This is a genomic window from Rhodococcus sp. AQ5-07, from assembly GCF_009707305.1.
GTDB classification, from domain to species: domain Bacteria; phylum Actinomycetota; class Actinomycetes; order Mycobacteriales; family Mycobacteriaceae; genus Rhodococcus_F; species Rhodococcus_F erythropolis.
The window spans coordinates 1,787,918-1,804,230 of record NZ_CP046099.1; the positions used below are offsets into that span (position 1 = coordinate 1,787,918).

Below are 16,313 nucleotides of genomic sequence, written 5' to 3' on the forward strand. Positions count from 1 at the left end.
GTAAGTCTGTGTCCGCAGCCGAGGATTCACATGACGTCGGGGGCGCCGACAAATCGGCGTCTGGCCCCGCGTCGCGGTCGCGGGTGAGTGCGGTTCTGGTCAGCTTGACTCTCGCCCTGGTGATCGCCGCAGTGCTGTCGGCGTGCATCGGTCAAGTTCCGACATCGCCTCTCGAGGTTTTGGGCAGCATCCTGCACCGCATCGGGATCGATCTCGGTCCGATGCCCGCCCATCCCAGCGGTGAAGTGACTTTGTGGGAGGTTCGCTTCCCCCGCGTCGTGCTCGCCATCTGTGTCGGCGCGGCGCTGGGATGTTCCGGTGCGCTCCTGCAGGGTGTGTTCTCCAATCCACTCGCGGAGCCCGGGGTGATCGGAGTGTCCGCGGGCGCTGCAGTTGGCGCGAGCGCTGTCATCGTCGTCGGCGGCACGTTCGTGGCCGGCTGGGCCGTTGCTGCGGCAGCGTTCGTCGCCGGGCTGTTCACCACCGCGGCGGTCTACCTGCTTGCGCGCCACGAAGGCCGAACCGAAGTAGTGACATTGGTGCTGACCGGCGTCGCGATCAATGCGTTCGCCGGCGGACTCATCGCGTTCTTCACCTTCGTCGCCAGCCCGTCCGCTCGCGATCAGATCGTGTTCTGGCAACTCGGCTCACTCAACGGAGCGTCGTGGAATGCCGTCATGATCGTGGCGCCGATGACCGTTGTCGGAATTGCCGCGACGGTCATGATCGCGCCACGTCTGGACCTTCTCGCACTCGGTGAACATGCAGCTCGTCACCTGGGTGTCAACGTCGAACGGCTGCGCCAGTTCGCGGTTCTGATCGTCGCTCTCCTGGTCTCGGCGAGTGTTGCCTTCACCGGCATCATCCTCTTCGTCGGACTGATCGTTCCGCACCTGATGCGCATTCTTGTCGGCCCCGGCCACCGCGCGCTGATTCCGGCGAGCGCCCTTGCCGGCGCACTGGTTCTGCTTGTCGCAGATCTCGGCTCGCGGTCGCTGATCGACAACGCAGACCTGCCCCTCGGAATGCTGACCGCTCTGGTTGGCGGCCCCTTCTTCTTCTGGCTTCTCCGACGAACACGCGCGCAACAGGGCGGGTGGGCATGAGCAGCCTCGTAAGAAACTGGCGCGAACTGTTCGGCCGCGTCACCCCCGAACCGGAAAGCCCTGGCGTCGGTGATGTCACCCTCGAAGCGCGCGACATCACCGTCGAACGCGGTGGTCGACACATTCTCGAAGGCGTATCCATCGAAGTCCGGGCAGGCGAGCTCGTCGTCCTCGTCGGACCGAACGGCGCCGGTAAGTCGACTCTTCTTGCGGCGTTGGCCGGTGATCAGCCCGTCATCGCTGGGCGGGTGGACGTCGAAGGCACCGACCTCACTCAGTGGGCGCCGATCGACATGGCGCGCCGACGCGCGGTTCTCCCCCAGAAACACACGATCGGATTTTCGTTTAGCGCTCGCCAGGTCGTTCGCATGGGACGTGCGCCATGGGCCGGAACGCGCCGAGAAGACCGCGACGGCGCTGCTATCACCGCGGCGATGAAGACCTGCGATGTCGAGGGGTTCGCCAATCGGCCGTTCGCCGTGCTGTCCGGTGGCGAGCAGGCGCGGGTCGCTCTTGCCCGGGTACTGGCACAGGAAACGTCGACCATCCTGCTGGACGAGCCGACTGCAGCACTCGATCTCGGACACCAGGAAGCGGTGATGTCCGTGGCGCGCGCTCGCGCTGCGGACGGCGATGCCGTCGTCGTCGTTTTGCACGATCTCGCGTTGGCAGCGGCGTATGCCGACCGAATCGTCGTACTCGAGAATGGACGCATCGCCGCCGACGGTCCCCCGGAATCGGTGCTACACGAAGAGCTTCTGACCCGCGTCTACGGTTATCCGGTCGAGGTGTTCCCGCATCCGACAACCGGAGCAACGCTGGTTATCCCGCGCCGAGAATTCACCGAACAGAATCGATGATCGATCCCAGCCTGTTCAGGACTGCTCTCACCGTCGGTAGGCTGCGACCCTCGCCCTGACGAACGCCGTCACCGACGTCCGGATGTGACCAATCAGTCTCGGTCGAGAGAACTGCGTCGCGGACCACACCGGCGATGCTTCGCTCGTCGGTCAGATCGATGTCGGTGACCGATCGCTCCGCCGTGGCGACAACGTCCGAAGGGGTCGGCACACTGTGCTCGCAGTATTCGCCGTAAACCTCGACGAACAGCACGCTCTTGCGTACGCGGAACGCGAAAGTTCGACCGTCGGACCTGCCGAAACCGTGTGCATGAGCGCCGACGGTGAGGTCCTCGATCTCGAAGCCCGGCCGCGCCGGTTCGGGCGGCTGTGCGCCGGAATCGGTGGGTTCTGTGGGAATCACAATGATCTCCTCGGTGATTGCAGCGTCAACCGCAACCGCTGTTCGTACGGTATCGCGTCAAGGGTGTGAGCGGAATGGTCGGTAGTTCCTCGACGCGATGAACGGCGCCCGACTGCGATCAGGGATGATCGATGACAGTCGCACTGCGTGAAGAACAGATGACAAGAAAAAGAGGAACTACACATGGCTCGCCTAGGGATCCGCACCACTGCAGCAGCAATGGGGGCGGCGGTTCTGCTGGTCACAGGATGTTCTTCCGGAGATGGCGGAGACGACCTCATCACGATCGATCCCGCTACGGCAGCGGTCTCACCGGCCACCACCAGCACCCCGGACGGCGTGGTTCACCCGTATTCAGGTCTGATCGATTCCATCACATTCGACCCGATCACGCGCAGCGCTGTTCTGGTTGCCAACGACCCACAATCGGTGCTGGTCGTTCCTTCGGACAGTTTGGCCGGCGCCGACCCCGCCTCCGCAGGTCGTCCGATAGCTCTGGATTCAGACGTACGCGACGTTTCGATCGGCTCCGACGGTAGCGCTCTGCTGGCGATGGATCGCCAGGTAGTGAAGCTGAATCTGACATCGGGCGAACAGACGTCCATACCGGTCGACGGCCAGGCGAACTCCGCGGTTGAGCTGACCGACGGCCGCATCGCGATCGGCACGGACAATGGTTCAGTTCACATCGTCGACCCGAAGACCGATCAGTCACAGACGGTTTCGGGGTTTGCATCCGTCGACGAACTTGCGGTGACCGGCGACAACCTGAGCGCCCTCGATCACCGTCAGACCTCGCTGACGGCGATCAATCTCGAAGACGGCAAACTCGGCGTCGCTCTTCGCGCCGGTGAGGGCGCAACTCATCTGGCCACCGATCGCTTCGGACGCATCCTTGTCACCGACACCACCGGCAACGAACTGCTCGTCTTCACGGCCGATCCGCTCCTGATGCACCAGCGCTACCCCGTCGGCGAATCGCCTTACGCCGTCGCCTACGACGAGACCGCGGATCGGGTGTGGGTGACACTGACGGCGACCAACGAAGTGGTCGGCTTCGATCTGTCGTCCGGCATCCCCGTGGAGACCGGGCGGTTCAAGACGGTGCGACAGCCGAATTCGTTGGCCGTAGACTCTTCCAACGGCAATCTGATCGTCGGATCGGCAACCGGTGACGGGCTGCAGGTCATCCCGTCACGGGAGAACTGATGGAAAAGCGTACGCGCGGGATCCCCGCGCAGTGGGAGACGTCGGACGACAAGTTCGACTACGTGCCGCTCCGGCTACCGCCGAACGTTTCGCGGGTCACGGCGTCGATGCGCCTGGCGATCTCCGCCGAGTTCGGCGGGTGGGAACTCTCCCGAGTCCGTCTCTACCCCGACGGCAGTCGTCGCGTGCTCCTCAAGCGAAAGAAGACGCCGCTGCACGTGACCGATCCGGACGGCATTCAGCACTGATCGTTCAACAGACGACCAGAACCCGCCGCTATCGAAACCGCTGACAAAATCACACCATCGAAGAGCTGGAGAATCGTGTACCAACTGCTGCTGAGCCTGATGTTCCGAGTCCCACCGGAACGCATCCACCACATTGCCTTCACCGCGATGAAACTGGTGACACGGTTCGCTCCCCTTCGCTGGCTGGTCGCAAAAGTCCTTGTCGTCGACGACCCGGTTCTGCGCAGTCAGGCTTTCGGTCTGACGTTCCCGGCACCTCTCGGTCTGGCCGCAGGATTCGACAAGGACGCCACCGGAGTTGACGCCTGGGGCCCGTTGGGATTCGGTTTCGCCGAGGTCGGAACAGTAACGGCCCAAGCTCAGCCCGGTAACCCCGCGCCGCGTCTCTTCCGACTTCCGGCCGACCGCGCTCTGATCAACCGAATGGGCTTCAACAACCACGGCGCTGGTCACGCGGCGAATTTCCTGCGACAGCGCCGCGTCACGGTGCCGATCGGTGCCAACATCGGCAAGACCAAGATCGTCGAAGCTGCCGACGCCGCTGCCGACTACACGGCCAGCGCCCAGCTTCTGGGTCCGCTGGCCGACTTCATGGTCGTGAATGTCAGCTCGCCGAACACGCCCGGACTCCGTGATCTGCAGGCCGTCGAATCTCTGCGCCCGATCCTGCAGGCCGTGCTCGACACCGTCAGCGTGCCGGTACTGGTGAAGATCGCGCCCGATCTCTCGGACGAGGACGTCGACGCTGTCGCCGATCTGGCAGTCGAGCTCGGGCTTGCCGGAATCGTCGCGACCAACACCACGATCCGCCGCGACGGTTTGAAGACCCCGGATGCCGAGGTAGCTGCACTCGGCGCTGGCGGGCTGTCCGGTGCACCGGTTGCCGACCGCTCGCTCGAGGTGCTCCGGCGCCTGTACGCCCGCATCGGCGACAAGCTGACCATCATCTCGGTCGGCGGTATCGAGACAGCCGACCAGGCGTGGGAACGCATCCTCGCCGGCGCGACGCTGGTGCAGGGGTACACCGGCTTCATCTACGGCGGACCGTTCTGGGCTCGCAGCATCCACAAGGGCATAGCCAAGCGGGTCCGCGCAGCCGGTTTCTCGTCAATTGCCCAGGCTGTGGGAGCTGAGAACCCTCGCTAGAAACTGCTGTGCGCCTTTATTAACCGCCCGCGGTTAATAAAGGCGCACAGCAAAGTGATTACTCGACCTCGAACGTCCCGGTCAGGGTTGCACGCGCAATCGCGTGATGGAACACGTTGAAACCGAGGAACGCCGGCGACGAGTCAGGGGTGACTCCGTCGAGCGTCTCCACGTCGAGGGCATGCACCACCACGATGTAGCGATGCGGACCGTGCCCGGGAGGCGGGCCTGCACCGATGAAACCGAACCCGCCACCGTCGTGGCGGAGGGTGACGGTTCCGGCGGGCAGGACATCGCTGTCCGCTGCGCCGGCACCGGCCGGGAGTTCGGTGACGGAAGCGGGGATGTTCGCCACGGCCCAGTGCCAGAATCCTGACGCCGTCGGTGCGTCCGGATCGAACACCGTCACCACGAAGCTCTTCGTCTCGGCCGGAAAGCCGGACCACGAGAGCTGCGGTGAGATGTCTTCGCCACCGGGAACACCGAAAGCTCCACTGGCCTGAGTAAGCTTCAGCGGCTGGCCCGCAGTGATGTCGTCACTGGTCAGCTCGAAACTCGGCAACTTCGGCAATGGTTCGTACGGATCGTGCGCCATGCGAATCCTTTCTGTGACAAGAGAGCTCGATGTGCGTCGAGCTCACGGATCTATCTACGTGCTCGTCAGGAATTGAGCAGGAAATGTTCCAGAACACGTGTCCCGAACAGTAGTGCGTCCACCGGAACTCGCTCGTCGACGCCGTGGAACAGCGCGCTGAAATCCAGCTCGGGTGGCAACTGCAAAGGTGCGAAGCCGAAGCAGCGAATGCCCAGTTTCGCGAATGCCTTCGCGTCGGTTCCGCCGGAGAGCATGTACGGAACTGTGCGAGCTTCCGGATCATGCGCGAGGATCGCCTCGTTCATGGCATCGACGAGATGTCCGTCGAACGTCGTTTCGTACGAATCCAGCTTGGTGATCCACTCGCGGGTTACGTCGGGGCCGATCAGTTGGTCCACCGTGCGCTCGAATTCGGCCTGCCGTCCCGGCAGCACGCGGCAGTCGAAGACCGCCTCGGCAGTCTGCGGAATGACGTTCGCCTTGTATCCGGCCTTGAGCATCGTCGGGTTCGCCGTGTCACGGAACGTCGCCCCGATGATGTTGGCGATCGTCCCCAACTTCGCGAGAGTCCCGTCGATGTCAGGTGATCCCGGATCGAAGTCCAATCCGGTCTCTTCGCCGACGGCGGTGAGGAACTCGGCAACCGAATCCGAGATCACGATCGGGAACTGATGAGCAGCGAGTCTCGAGACCGCGCCGGCGAGTGTCGCGACTGCGTTGTCGTCGTGGAGGAAGGAGCCGTGCCCGGCGCGTCCCTTGGCCGTCAGACGCATCCAACCGAGGCCCTTTTCCGCAGTCTCCACGAGGTAGAGCCGTCGGTCGGTTCCGTCCGGCCGCGGAACCGTCAGCGAGAAACCGCCCACCTCACCGACGGCTTCGGTCACTCCCTCGAACAGATCCGGGCGGTGCTCGACCAGCCACTGGCATCCGTACTTTCCGCCAGCTTCCTCGTCCGCCACGAAGGCGAACACCAGATCACGCGGCGGTACGACGCCTTCCGCCTTGAACTGCCTGGCGAGGGCCAGGATCATCCCGACCATGTCCTTCATGTCCACGGCGCCGCGCCCCCAGACGTAACCGTCCTGGACGGTGCCGGCAAAGGGATGGACGCTCCAGTCGGCGGGCTCGGCCGGAACGACGTCGAGGTGACCGTGAAGCATCAATGCACCTCGACCCGACTCAGCTCCCTTCAAGCGAGCAAAGACGTTCCCGCGGCCGGGCGCACCGGACTCGACGTATTCCGTCTCGTAGCCGACTTCTTGAAGCTGCGCGGCAACCCACTCCGCGCACGCACGCTCACCCTTGGTGGTTTCGAGTTCTCCCGTGTTCGAGGTGTCGAAGCGGATGAGAGAACTGACCAGTTCGACTACTTCTGCTTCGGCTCTGCTCGGATTCGGATTATTCGGGGTTGTGGTCATTCCACTTTCCTACCATCGAATCAAACGACGCGGGCGACCGGAATGCCCCGCAACCTGGCGATTTGGGGCAGCTGACCTAATCGGATACTCTTTCCCAGCACCGAGAAATCGGGGCCGAGTCCGAGTGGCGGAATGGCAGACGCGCTAGCTTGAGGTGCTAGTGTCCTATTAACGGACGTGGGGGTTCAAGTCCCCCCTCGGACACTCGAATACAGCAAAAAGACCCCAGCCTGATCAGGTTGGGGTCTTTTTGCTGTGCGCCTTTATTAACCCCCGGCGGTTAATAAAGGCGCACAGCAGTGGGGCGATTTGGGACCTGGCGATGGCATCGGATACTCTTTCCCAGCACCGAGAAATCGGGGCCGAGTCCGAGTGGCGGAATGGCAGACGCGCTAGCTTGAGGTGCTAGTGTCCTATTAACGGACGTGGGGGTTCAAGTCCCCCCTCGGACACTCTGTGTTGAGACAGACAGGAAAAGCTCCGGTTCATCGAACCGGAGCTTTTCTCGTAATTGGCGAAGTTCCCGCACCAGGGAACAGTCCGCGCGAGCGGCGATCGAGATGGAACAGAAGTTCGAAGTGGATACAGACACCAAGAAGTCGGATGCACTGCAGGCAGATTCGCTGGAAACAGCCGATTCAGAATCTGCTCGAGCCGAACTCACCGGCCTCGACCCCGCAGAACTCGAAATCTGCCTGAAGGTCCTTTCCGAAGCCGCCGAACTCGACGACGAGCATCCCGATTCGATCACCATGCAGCGCGCTGTCGGCCATCTGTTCAAGCGACTCAAGAAGAAGCGCCGCCTCGCCTCGCGCGCAGCCGTCAACGAAGCGGACCGCCAAGTAGTCGCCGCGACTGCCACAGGTTCACCCGATCGCATCGACGACGAGACCGCAGGCATTCCGATCAAGTCGAACACCGCCGGCGCTTCCGCCGGCACGCTCATCAAGGCGCGACCGTGCTACATCTGCAAGCAGCGCTACACCGCAGTCGACGCCTTCTACCACCAACTGTGCCCCGAGTGCGCTGCCACCAGCCGCAGCAAACGTGATGCGAGCACTGATCTCACCGGCCGACGCGCACTTCTGACCGGCGGCCGCGCGAAGATCGGTATGTACATCGCGCTGCGCCTGCTGCGTGACGGCGCACATCTGACCATCACGACGCGATTCCCCAACGACGCGATCCGCCGATTCAAGGCGATGGAAGACAGCAACGACTGGATTCACCGTCTGCGCATCGTCGGCATCGACCTCCGCGACCCCGCCCAGGTTGTTGCACTCGCGGATTCCGTTGCCGCACAGGGTCCGCTCGACATCCTCATCAACAACGCCGCGCAGACCGTCCGACGCTCCCCCGGTGCCTACGGCGCTCTGGTTGACGCCGAGTCCGGAGCACTGCCCGCCGGTGAACTCCCTGATGTCCTGACCTTCGGCAAGACGAGCGACGCTCACCCCGCGGCTCTGGCCGGATCGCTGTCGGACGTCGCAAGCATCACCTCCGGAAATCTGTCCGCCGACGCGGTCAGTTCACTCGCACTCGTCGCCAAGTCGGCTTCACCCGATCGCATCGAGCAAGGCATCGCCATCGACGCCGGCGGGCTGCTGCCGGACCTCGCGCACACCAACAGTTGGGTCCAGACCGTCGAGGAAGTCGATCCGATCGAGCTTCTCGAAGTCCAGCTCTGCAACTCGGTCGCGCCCTTCATCCTCGTTTCACGCCTGCGCCCGTCGATGGCCGCGGCAGCTGCGCGACGCAAGTACGTCGTGAATGTCTCCGCCATGGAAGGCCAGTTCAGCCGCGCATACAAGGGCCCTGGCCACCCGCACACCAACATGGCCAAGGCAGCACTGAACATGCTGACCCGCACCAGCTCCAAGGAAATGCTCGACGACGGCATCCTCATGACCGCCGTCGACACCGGCTGGATCACCGACGAACGCCCGCACTTCACCAAGATGCGGTTGGCCGACGAAGGTTTCCACGCGCCGCTCGACCTTGTCGACGGTGCAGCCCGCGTCTACGACCCCATCGTTCAGGGCGAGTTGGGCGTCGACCTGCACGGCTGCTTCCTCAAGGATTACAAACCCTCGCCGTGGTGATGGGCGGCACCCCGCAGTGGTGACAGGCAGCACCTAGGCGCCCCGATGTGGCGATCTCGTCACCGCCAAACCCCCGTGTCGAGTAGCTCAATTCAGGTAGGGCACAGCATTGCAGGCGATAATGGACTGCGAACCTGCTCACCGACTCGGAGGAACCATGACGATCGCCGTCGTACACAAGGACAGCCCGGAAGGCCGCGCCGCAATCGTGGCCGCCGCACGGGAATCCGTGGGTCGAAGCGAGGAACTGCTGGTTCTGCACGTCCTGGACGATGTCAACATCGGGGACACGGCCGACACCGGAGACACCGAGGACGATCGGGCCGCTCTTCGCGGCGAGATTCAGTCAGCGCTCGACGCCGGTGGATTCTCGGAGACGAAGTGGGATCTGCGCACCACCGAGCACGACGGCGATCCGGTGACCGCGCTCGTGAACCTGGTCCACGGCGCGGGTGTCGATCTCCTGATCGTCGGAACACGCCGGATGTCCCCCATCGGCAAGTTCCTCCTCGAACGCCCGCTGCAGCGTCTCCTGCTCGAAGTGGAGGCTCCGATCCTCGTCGTCAAGGAACCCCTCCCTGCTGAGTGACCACGGTCACATCACTTTCGAGTGCGCGTTTGTAGGCTGGCTCCATGACTGGAACCTCGCCCGCCCGAGAACTCGACATCATCGTCTACGGAGCGAGCGGCTTCGTCGGAAAGCTACTCGCCGACTACCTCGTCAAACATGCTCCCGAAGGCACGAAGATCGGCCTCGGTGGCCGCTCCCTCGAGAAGTTGGCAGCCACTCGCGCCGATCTGGGTACCGCCGCTGCCGATCTCCCCCTGATCATCGCCGACGCCGACGACGCCACCGCATTGAAGGCGCTCGCGCAGCGAACTCGGGTCGTCGCCACCACGGTCGGCCCGTACGCCAAGTACGGTCACACCCTTGTTCACGAATGCGCCTCCGCCGGAACTCATTACGTCGACCTCACCGGTGAGGTGCTGTTCCACCGCGAGAGCATCGACGCCAACCATGAGCTGGCGGTCTCGACCGGCGCAAAGATCGTCCATTCCTGCGGATTCGATTCCATCCCTTCCGATCTCGGAGTTCACGTCCTCCACGAGAAGGTCACTGCCGACGGCGCCGGTGAGCTCACCGACACAACGCTGGTGGTCACGGCGCTGCGCGGCGGAGTGAGCGGTGGCACGATCGATTCGCTTCGCAATCAGATCGACGTGTCGAAAGACGATGCGCGCCTGCGGAAACTCGCTGCCTCGCCGTATTCACTGAGCCCCGATCGTGACCGGGAGCCGGACCTCGGACGACAGAACGACGTGAGCGTGGTCGACGGCAAGAAGATCGATCCGTCGTTGAAGGGATGGAAGGCACCGTTCGTGATGGCGTCGTACAACACACGAGTCGTCCGTCGCAGCAATGCGCTCCGAGAGTGGGCGTACGGCAAGAAGTTCAAGTACAGCGAGGTGATGAGCGTCGGCTCCTCGGTGGTGTCACCGGTAATCGCGGGCGGTGTCGCAGTCGGCCTCGGCGCGCTGGTCGCCGGACTCGCTCTACCTCCGACGCGTTTCCTTCTCGACAAGGTATTGCCTGCACCCGGCGAGGGCCCGAGCGAGAGCACCCAGAAGAAGGGGCACTTCACGCTCGATGTGTTCACCACGACCACGACCGGCGCTCGATACACCTCACGAGTGAAGGCGAAGGGCGACCCGGGATACAGCGCGACGGCGGTAATGCTCGGCGAATCTGCGTTGTCATTGGCGAAGGACCACAAGGATCTCCCCCCGGCCACCGGCGTTCTGACTCCAGCGACAGCGCTCGGCGACGTCCTGGTCGAGCGTCTACGCGCGGCTGGTTTCGAGATTTCCGCGCGCAAACTCTAGACAGAACGAATTTCACTTGATCGTTTCAGCTCTTCGCGCCCGATTATCGCAGCTCAGGGCGCGGACAGCGGTGGGAATACTCCCAGGTAACATTGATGTTGGTTCATGGCATCCATATGTGGTGCTCCGCTTTCGGAAAAGTGAGGCTATTCATGACTGAGCGCGTTCAGGTCGGCAGTCTTCAGGTTGCCAAGGTTCTCTACGACTTCGTGGTCGAGGAGGCTCTTCCCGGCACCGGTGTAGACGCCGAGACGTTCTGGGCCGGCGCCGACAAGGTCATCACCGAGCTCGCACCGAAGAACCGCGATTTGCTTGCCAAGCGTGACGATCTGCAGGCTCAGATCGATCAGTGGCATCGCGATCATGCCGGCGCTCCCATCGACGCTGCCGCATACAAGGCGTTCCTGCAGGAGATCGGCTACCTCCTGCCGACGCCTGCCGAGTTCTCGGTCACCACCGCGAACGTCGACACCGAGATCACCTCGACGGCCGGCCCGCAGTTGGTCGTGCCGATCCTCAACGCGCGCTTCGCTCTCAACGCGTCCAACGCCCGCTGGGGTTCGTTGTACGACGCGCTGTACGGCACCAACGCCATCTCGGAGGAGAACGGCGCCGAGAAGGGTTCCGGCTACAACAAGGTCCGAGGCGACAAGGTCATCGCCTGGGCGCGTGAATTCCTCGACGCGGCAGCACCTCTCGCGTCGGGGTCGCATGCAGATTCGACCAAGTACGTGATCGACGGCAGTGAACTGAAGATCACGTTGGCAGACGGTACGGTCACCACCCTCGCCCAGCCGGAGAAGTTCGTCGGCTACCTCGGCGAGAAGGACGCACCGACGAGCATCCTGCTGCTCAACAACGGATTGCACGCCGAGATCCAGATCGACGCGTCCTCCCCGATCGGCAGCACCGACGCCGCCGGTGTCAAGGACGTCGTTCTCGAATCGGCCGTCACCACGATCATGGACTTCGAGGACTCGGTCGCCGCTGTCGACGCCGACGACAAGGTTGTCGGTTACCGGAACTGGTTGGGCCTCAATCGCGGTGATCTGTCCGAGGAGATCAAGAAGGGCGCCAAGTCCTTCACTCGTACGCTCAACGGCGACCGTAAGTACACCGCCGTCGACGGCAGCGAACTCAGCCTGCACGGTCGTTCGCTCCTGTTCGTCCGCAACGTCGGTCACCTCATGACCAACCCCGCGATCCTCGATGCCGACGGCAACGAGGTCCCCGAGGGCATTCTCGACGCTTTGATCACCAGCACCTGTGCAGTGCACGGCCTCTCGATCAGTGACGCCAACGGCCCGCTCGACAACAGCCGCACCGGCTCGATCTACATCGTCAAGCCCAAGCAGCACGGCCCCGAGGAAGTTGCCTTCACCACCGAACTGTTCGGCCGCGTCGAGCAGGTCCTCGGGCTTCCCGAGAACACGCTCAAGGTCGGCATCATGGACGAGGAGCGTCGCACGACAGTCAACCTCGCTGCCTGCATCAAGGAAGCAGTCGACCGCGTCGTGTTCATCAACACCGGCTTCCTCGACCGCACCGGCGACGAGATCCACACCTCCATGGAAGCCGGCGCGATGGTGCGCAAGGCCGAGATGAAGAAGCAGAAGTGGATCGGTGCGTACGAGGACTGGAACGTCGACACCGGACTGGCCTGCGGCCTGCAGGGCAAGGCGCAGATCGGCAAGGGCATGTGGGCCATGACCGAGCTGATGGCAGACATGCTCGAGCAGAAGATCGGCCACCCCAAGGCCGGCGCCAACACCGCGTGGGTTCCTTCGCCGACCGGCGCAACGCTGCACGCGACGCACTACCACCGCGTCGACGTGTTCGCTGTTCAGGACAGCCTGAAGGGCAAGCCGCGTGCGAGCGTCGACGACATCCTGACCATCCCGCTCGCTCCCAGCACCGACTGGACGGACGCGGAGAAGAAGGAAGAGCTCGACAACAACTGCCAGTCCATCCTCGGCTACGTCGTCCGCTGGATCGACGCGGGCGTCGGCTGCTCCAAGGTTCCCGACATCCACGATGTCGCGCTCATGGAGGACCGTGCCACCCTGCGCATCTCGAGCCAGCTGCTCGCCAACTGGCTGCGTCACGGCATCGTCAGCGAGAGCGACGTTGTCAGTGCACTCGAGCGCATGGCCCCGGTTGTCGACCGTCAGAACGAGGGCGACGCCGAGTACCGCAACATGGCACCTGATTTCGATTCCAACATCGCGTTCCAGGCTGCCAAGGAACTCATCCTCGAAGGCGCGAAGCAGCCCAGCGGATACACGGAGCCGATCCTGCATCGCCGCCGGCGCGAGTACAAGGCTGCCAACGCCTGATTTCACCTTCTTCGAACTCGAAGCTGAACCCGAACAGCCTCGGCACCGCTACCGGTGTCGAGGCTGTTCGCGTAGGCCCCGAAGATTCGTCACTAGACTGGCCGAGGACACAGTCCGTTCAGCAGACATTCTTCGAGTGACCAAGGTAGGGCAAGGTACGTGGGCGAACATCGCGGCGGGTCAGGCGCCAGAGGTATCAGCAAGGGGCCGATTCTCGTCGTCGTGCTGATCGTCTTGATCGTTGCAGGCTTCTTCGGGTGGAAGGCCCTCAGCAACCGGATCGACGATCAGGGCCAGCAGGCAGCAGGTACGTGCGTCGAAGGCAACAAGACACTCGACGTCACCGCGGATCCGTCCATCGCCCCACAGATCGAGGAACTGGCCAAGCGGTACACCCAGACCTCTCCGGTCGTGCGCGATCACTGCATCACCGTCGTGGTGCACGGTGCGCCGTCCGCGTCGGTCTCGACGGCACTCGAAGCCGGTCCGGCGGCACCCTGGGACGACGCAGCATTGGGACAGCGTCCCTCCCTGTGGATCCCGACGAGCTCGTTCGAACTCGCGCCGCTGGCGGGCAAGGCCGTGATCAACGGTGATCCTCGCTCGCTCGCGAGTTCCCCGATCGTTCTGGCAACCGGCCCCGAGACCGCGACAACATTGGTCGGCGCAGCATCGAGTTGGAAGTCATTGCCTTCCGATCTGACGGTCGCCCTGCCGGTCGGAAGTACCGAAACCTCGATGGCCGCACAGGCGATCGCTGCCGACGTCGCCGATGCGGGTGCCGGTCCGATCACGACGGATCAGGCGAAGTCCGCGCAGGTCAACGCTGCGCTCAGTGCGCGGGCGTTGCAGTTCCAATCCTTGCCGAGTCCCCCCACGTCCACCGCCGAAGCCCTCGGAGCACTGAGCGCCGGAACACCGGATTCGGTGAAAGCCGTTCCGGCCACGGAACAGTCGATAGCGCAGAGCGCGAACGCGGCGATGACGACGTACTCCCCCGCCGGCGCAACGCCAGTCGCGGACTATCCGGCGGTCATCGTCTCGGGCAGCGGGATCGACGAAACCGCCTCGCGCGCAGCGGCGCAGTTTGCCGATTTCATGCGTGAGCCGAATCAGTCACAGTTGTTCGTCGGCGCCGGTTTCCGGGTCGAGGGTCAAGATCTTCCCGATCTCGGTGCGGTGTCTCCGGCCAAGATCTCGTCCACGTTGAAACCGGCTTCGGCCGAAACCGCAGCTGCGCTCGGTGACATCGTCGCCAATCCGGTCTCTCCGCGTAGTGCCACCATCCTGATGGACACGTCGGCGTCGATGGGTACCGACGACGGTGGCGCTACCCGCTTGGCGAACGTTGCCGCGGCAGTGAACACCCAGTTGGGTCGCAGCCCTGACGCTTCGGACATCGGCCTTCGCGAGTTCAGCACGGGCACCGACGGAAAACCGTCCGAGCGCATCCTGGTTCCGGGCGGTTCACTGTCCGAGCCGAATCGGCGCGCCACCATCACCGATTTCCTCAACGGGCTTCGAGCCGGCGGAAAGACCTCCAAGTATCCGGCGCTTGCCAGCTCCTACAAAGCCGCGGTTGACGGTTTCGACGCGGGACGAGTCAACTCGGTGCTGCTGATCACCTCGAGTACACCTGACGAATCCACCACGACGCGAGCCGAACTGCTCAGCGCGATCGCCGCTGCGGGCAATCCGTCGCGTCCGGTACAGGTCGACGTGATCGTCGTCGGTGCGGGCGACGACGTCTCCACACTCCAAGACGTCTCGGATCGGACCGGCGGAACCTTGGTTCGCGTCGATTCGACGTCCGACCCCGCTCTCGCGGCCACAGTGACCAAGATGCTGTCCTGATGGGGCGCGTCGCGGTTTTTGCAGTCCTTCTCGCCCTTCTGACCTGGTTCCTGCACCGCCGACTCGTTCGCGCCACCGGCATCCCGAGGCGATGGGCTCGTCTTGCCGACACTGCGCTTGTCGTCTTGGCGGTCTCGACGCTCATCGGGGTCGGCAGCGGCGAAATCTTCCCGACGTCCTGGGCGCGACCGATCGGATTTCTCGGATGGGTCTGGCTGGCTTCGTGGCTGTACCTGATTCCCGGACTGCTCGTGATCGGCCTGTTTGCCGGGATCAGTCGACTACGTGCACGCCGCACGGATACCACGACCGAAGTCGACCCGGCCAAGCGTCGTACGTTGCAGTTGGCTACAGCAGCAGTCACTCTCGCGGCGATCGGCACCGCCGGCTACGGCGTCTACGAGGCGTCGGGCCCCAAGATTTCACGCGTCCGCGTGCCGCTTGCTCGCCTACCTGAGCGCTTCAACGGATACCGGATCGCCTTGATCACCGACCTGCACGTGGGACCGGCCCGCGGGGTCGACTTCACCCGCAAAGTGGTCGAGATCGTGAACTCGCAGAATGTCGATCTGATCGCGATCGGCGGCGATCTCGTGGACGGCACCGTCGCAAAAGTTGCTCCCGATCTTGCTCCGCTCGCCGATCTTCAGGCGCCGGACGGAATCTTCGGAGTCAGCGGAAACCACGAGTTCTACGCGGACGACGGTGGCAAATGGCTCGACGTGTGGGAAACATTGGGGATCACCACACTTCGCAACAGCCGCGCCTCGATCCAGCATGACGGCGACACCATCGACATCGTGGGCATCCACGACTACACGTCGCCGGCCCCGTACGAGCCGAACCTTACTGCCGCGCTCGCAGGTCGCGATGCGAATACTTTCGCCTTGCTTCTCGCGCACGAACCGCGTCAAGCGATCGAGGCGTCCGAGATGGGTATCGATCTGCAGCTGTCCGGGCACACTCACGGCGGTCAGATGTGGCCGCTGCGCTATCTCGTTCCGCTGCAGCAACCTTCGGTGCAAGGCTTGGACAGGGTCGGAAACACAGTGCTGTACACGACGCGTGGCGCCGGGGCCTGGGGCCCGCCGGTGCGCGTCGGCGCACCGCCGGAGATCACCGTTCTCGAACTCGTACGCGAGAGGTGATGAT

The 16,313-nt window shown here is 63.6% G+C and carries 14 protein-coding genes and 2 tRNA genes; 13 read left to right on the forward strand and 3 right to left on the reverse strand.

Going from position 1 to position 16,313, the window contains the following annotated elements; translation table 11 throughout:
- The first annotated feature begins 8 nt into the window (after nt 1-8).
- Nucleotides 9-1,106: a FecCD family ABC transporter permease gene (locus tag GJB56_RS08295; RefSeq protein ID WP_021344344.1), complete on the forward strand. Its 1,098-nt coding sequence runs from the start codon at nt 9-11 to the stop codon at nt 1,104-1,106.
- Nucleotides 1,103-1,966, forward strand: a complete 864-nt coding sequence (locus GJB56_RS08300) for a heme ABC transporter ATP-binding protein (RefSeq protein ID WP_080910962.1) — start codon at nt 1,103-1,105, stop codon at nt 1,964-1,966. Before GJB56_RS08295 ends, GJB56_RS08300 begins: the two co-directional genes overlap by 4 nt.
- Here the strand turns inward: GJB56_RS08300 and GJB56_RS08305 are convergent.
- Nucleotides 1,947-2,369, reverse strand: coding sequence for a hypothetical protein (locus GJB56_RS08305; RefSeq protein ID WP_020969683.1), 423 nt, complete (start codon nt 2,367-2,369; stop codon nt 1,947-1,949). The genes GJB56_RS08300 and GJB56_RS08305 overlap by 20 nt on opposite strands.
- Nucleotides 2,370-2,552: 183 nt before the next feature.
- Between GJB56_RS08305 and GJB56_RS08310 the strand changes: the two genes are divergently transcribed.
- The 3 genes from GJB56_RS08310 (at nt 2,553) to GJB56_RS08320 (ending at nt 4,972) form a co-directional block, all read left to right on the forward strand.
- Nucleotides 2,553-3,578 carry a hypothetical protein gene (locus GJB56_RS08310; RefSeq protein WP_113684311.1) on the forward strand — a complete coding sequence of 342 codons (1,026 nt, stop codon included), beginning with the start codon at nt 2,553-2,555 and terminating at the stop codon, nt 3,576-3,578.
- Nucleotides 3,578-3,826: a DUF5703 family protein gene (locus GJB56_RS08315; protein ID WP_003946171.1), complete on the forward strand. Its 249-nt coding sequence runs from the start codon at nt 3,578-3,580 to the stop codon at nt 3,824-3,826. Before GJB56_RS08310 ends, GJB56_RS08315 begins: the two co-directional genes overlap by 1 nt.
- Before the next feature lie 75 nt (nt 3,827-3,901).
- A complete protein-coding gene (locus GJB56_RS08320; RefSeq protein WP_080910956.1) occupies nt 3,902-4,972 on the forward strand; it encodes a quinone-dependent dihydroorotate dehydrogenase in 1,071 nt (356 codons plus the stop codon).
- Nucleotides 4,973-5,030: 58 nt separating this feature from the next.
- Here the strand turns inward: GJB56_RS08320 and GJB56_RS08325 are convergent, their stop codons facing one another.
- Both GJB56_RS08325 and GJB56_RS08330 read right to left on the reverse strand, forming a co-directional pair.
- Nucleotides 5,031-5,567, reverse strand: coding sequence for a YbhB/YbcL family Raf kinase inhibitor-like protein (locus GJB56_RS08325; RefSeq protein WP_113684310.1), 537 nt, complete (start codon nt 5,565-5,567; stop codon nt 5,031-5,033).
- A gap of 65 nt (nt 5,568-5,632) precedes the next feature.
- The gene (locus tag GJB56_RS08330) at nt 5,633-6,985 is read right to left on the reverse strand and encodes a M20/M25/M40 family metallo-hydrolase (RefSeq protein ID WP_003946170.1); all 1,353 of its coding nucleotides are present in this window, start codon (nt 6,983-6,985) and stop codon (nt 5,633-5,635) included.
- A gap of 118 nt (nt 6,986-7,103) precedes the next feature.
- Here GJB56_RS08330 and GJB56_RS08335 point away from each other — a divergent pair.
- From GJB56_RS08335 to GJB56_RS08370, 8 genes are all read left to right on the forward strand, one after another.
- Nucleotides 7,104-7,189 (forward strand) — tRNA-Leu (locus GJB56_RS08335).
- A gap of 162 nt (nt 7,190-7,351) precedes the next feature.
- Nucleotides 7,352-7,437: transfer RNA gene (locus GJB56_RS08340), tRNA-Leu, on the forward strand.
- 108 nt (nt 7,438-7,545) lie between these two features.
- Entirely contained in the window at nt 7,546-9,087 is a 1,542-nt protein-coding gene (locus GJB56_RS08345) for an SDR family NAD(P)-dependent oxidoreductase (RefSeq protein WP_003946151.1), read from the forward strand.
- Nucleotides 9,088-9,244: 157 nt separating this feature from the next.
- Nucleotides 9,245-9,676 (forward strand): universal stress protein, encoded by a 432-nt coding sequence (locus GJB56_RS08350; RefSeq protein WP_020723653.1) that lies wholly within the window; start codon nt 9,245-9,247, stop codon nt 9,674-9,676.
- A gap of 44 nt (nt 9,677-9,720) precedes the next feature.
- Nucleotides 9,721-10,971 (forward strand): saccharopine dehydrogenase family protein, encoded by a 1,251-nt coding sequence (locus GJB56_RS08355; RefSeq protein WP_019748550.1) that lies wholly within the window; start codon nt 9,721-9,723, stop codon nt 10,969-10,971.
- A gap of 152 nt (nt 10,972-11,123) precedes the next feature.
- Nucleotides 11,124-13,307, forward strand: coding sequence for a malate synthase G (locus GJB56_RS08360; protein ID WP_019748551.1), 2,184 nt, complete (start codon nt 11,124-11,126; stop codon nt 13,305-13,307).
- A gap of 159 nt (nt 13,308-13,466) precedes the next feature.
- Nucleotides 13,467-15,161: a VWA domain-containing protein gene (locus GJB56_RS08365; RefSeq protein WP_113684309.1), complete on the forward strand. Its 1,695-nt coding sequence runs from the start codon at nt 13,467-13,469 to the stop codon at nt 15,159-15,161.
- Nucleotides 15,161-16,309 carry a metallophosphoesterase gene (locus GJB56_RS08370; RefSeq protein ID WP_084324764.1) on the forward strand — a complete coding sequence of 383 codons (1,149 nt, stop codon included), beginning with the start codon at nt 15,161-15,163 and terminating at the stop codon, nt 16,307-16,309. Before GJB56_RS08365 ends, GJB56_RS08370 begins: the two co-directional genes overlap by 1 nt.
- Nucleotides 16,310-16,313: the final 4 nt, after the last annotated feature.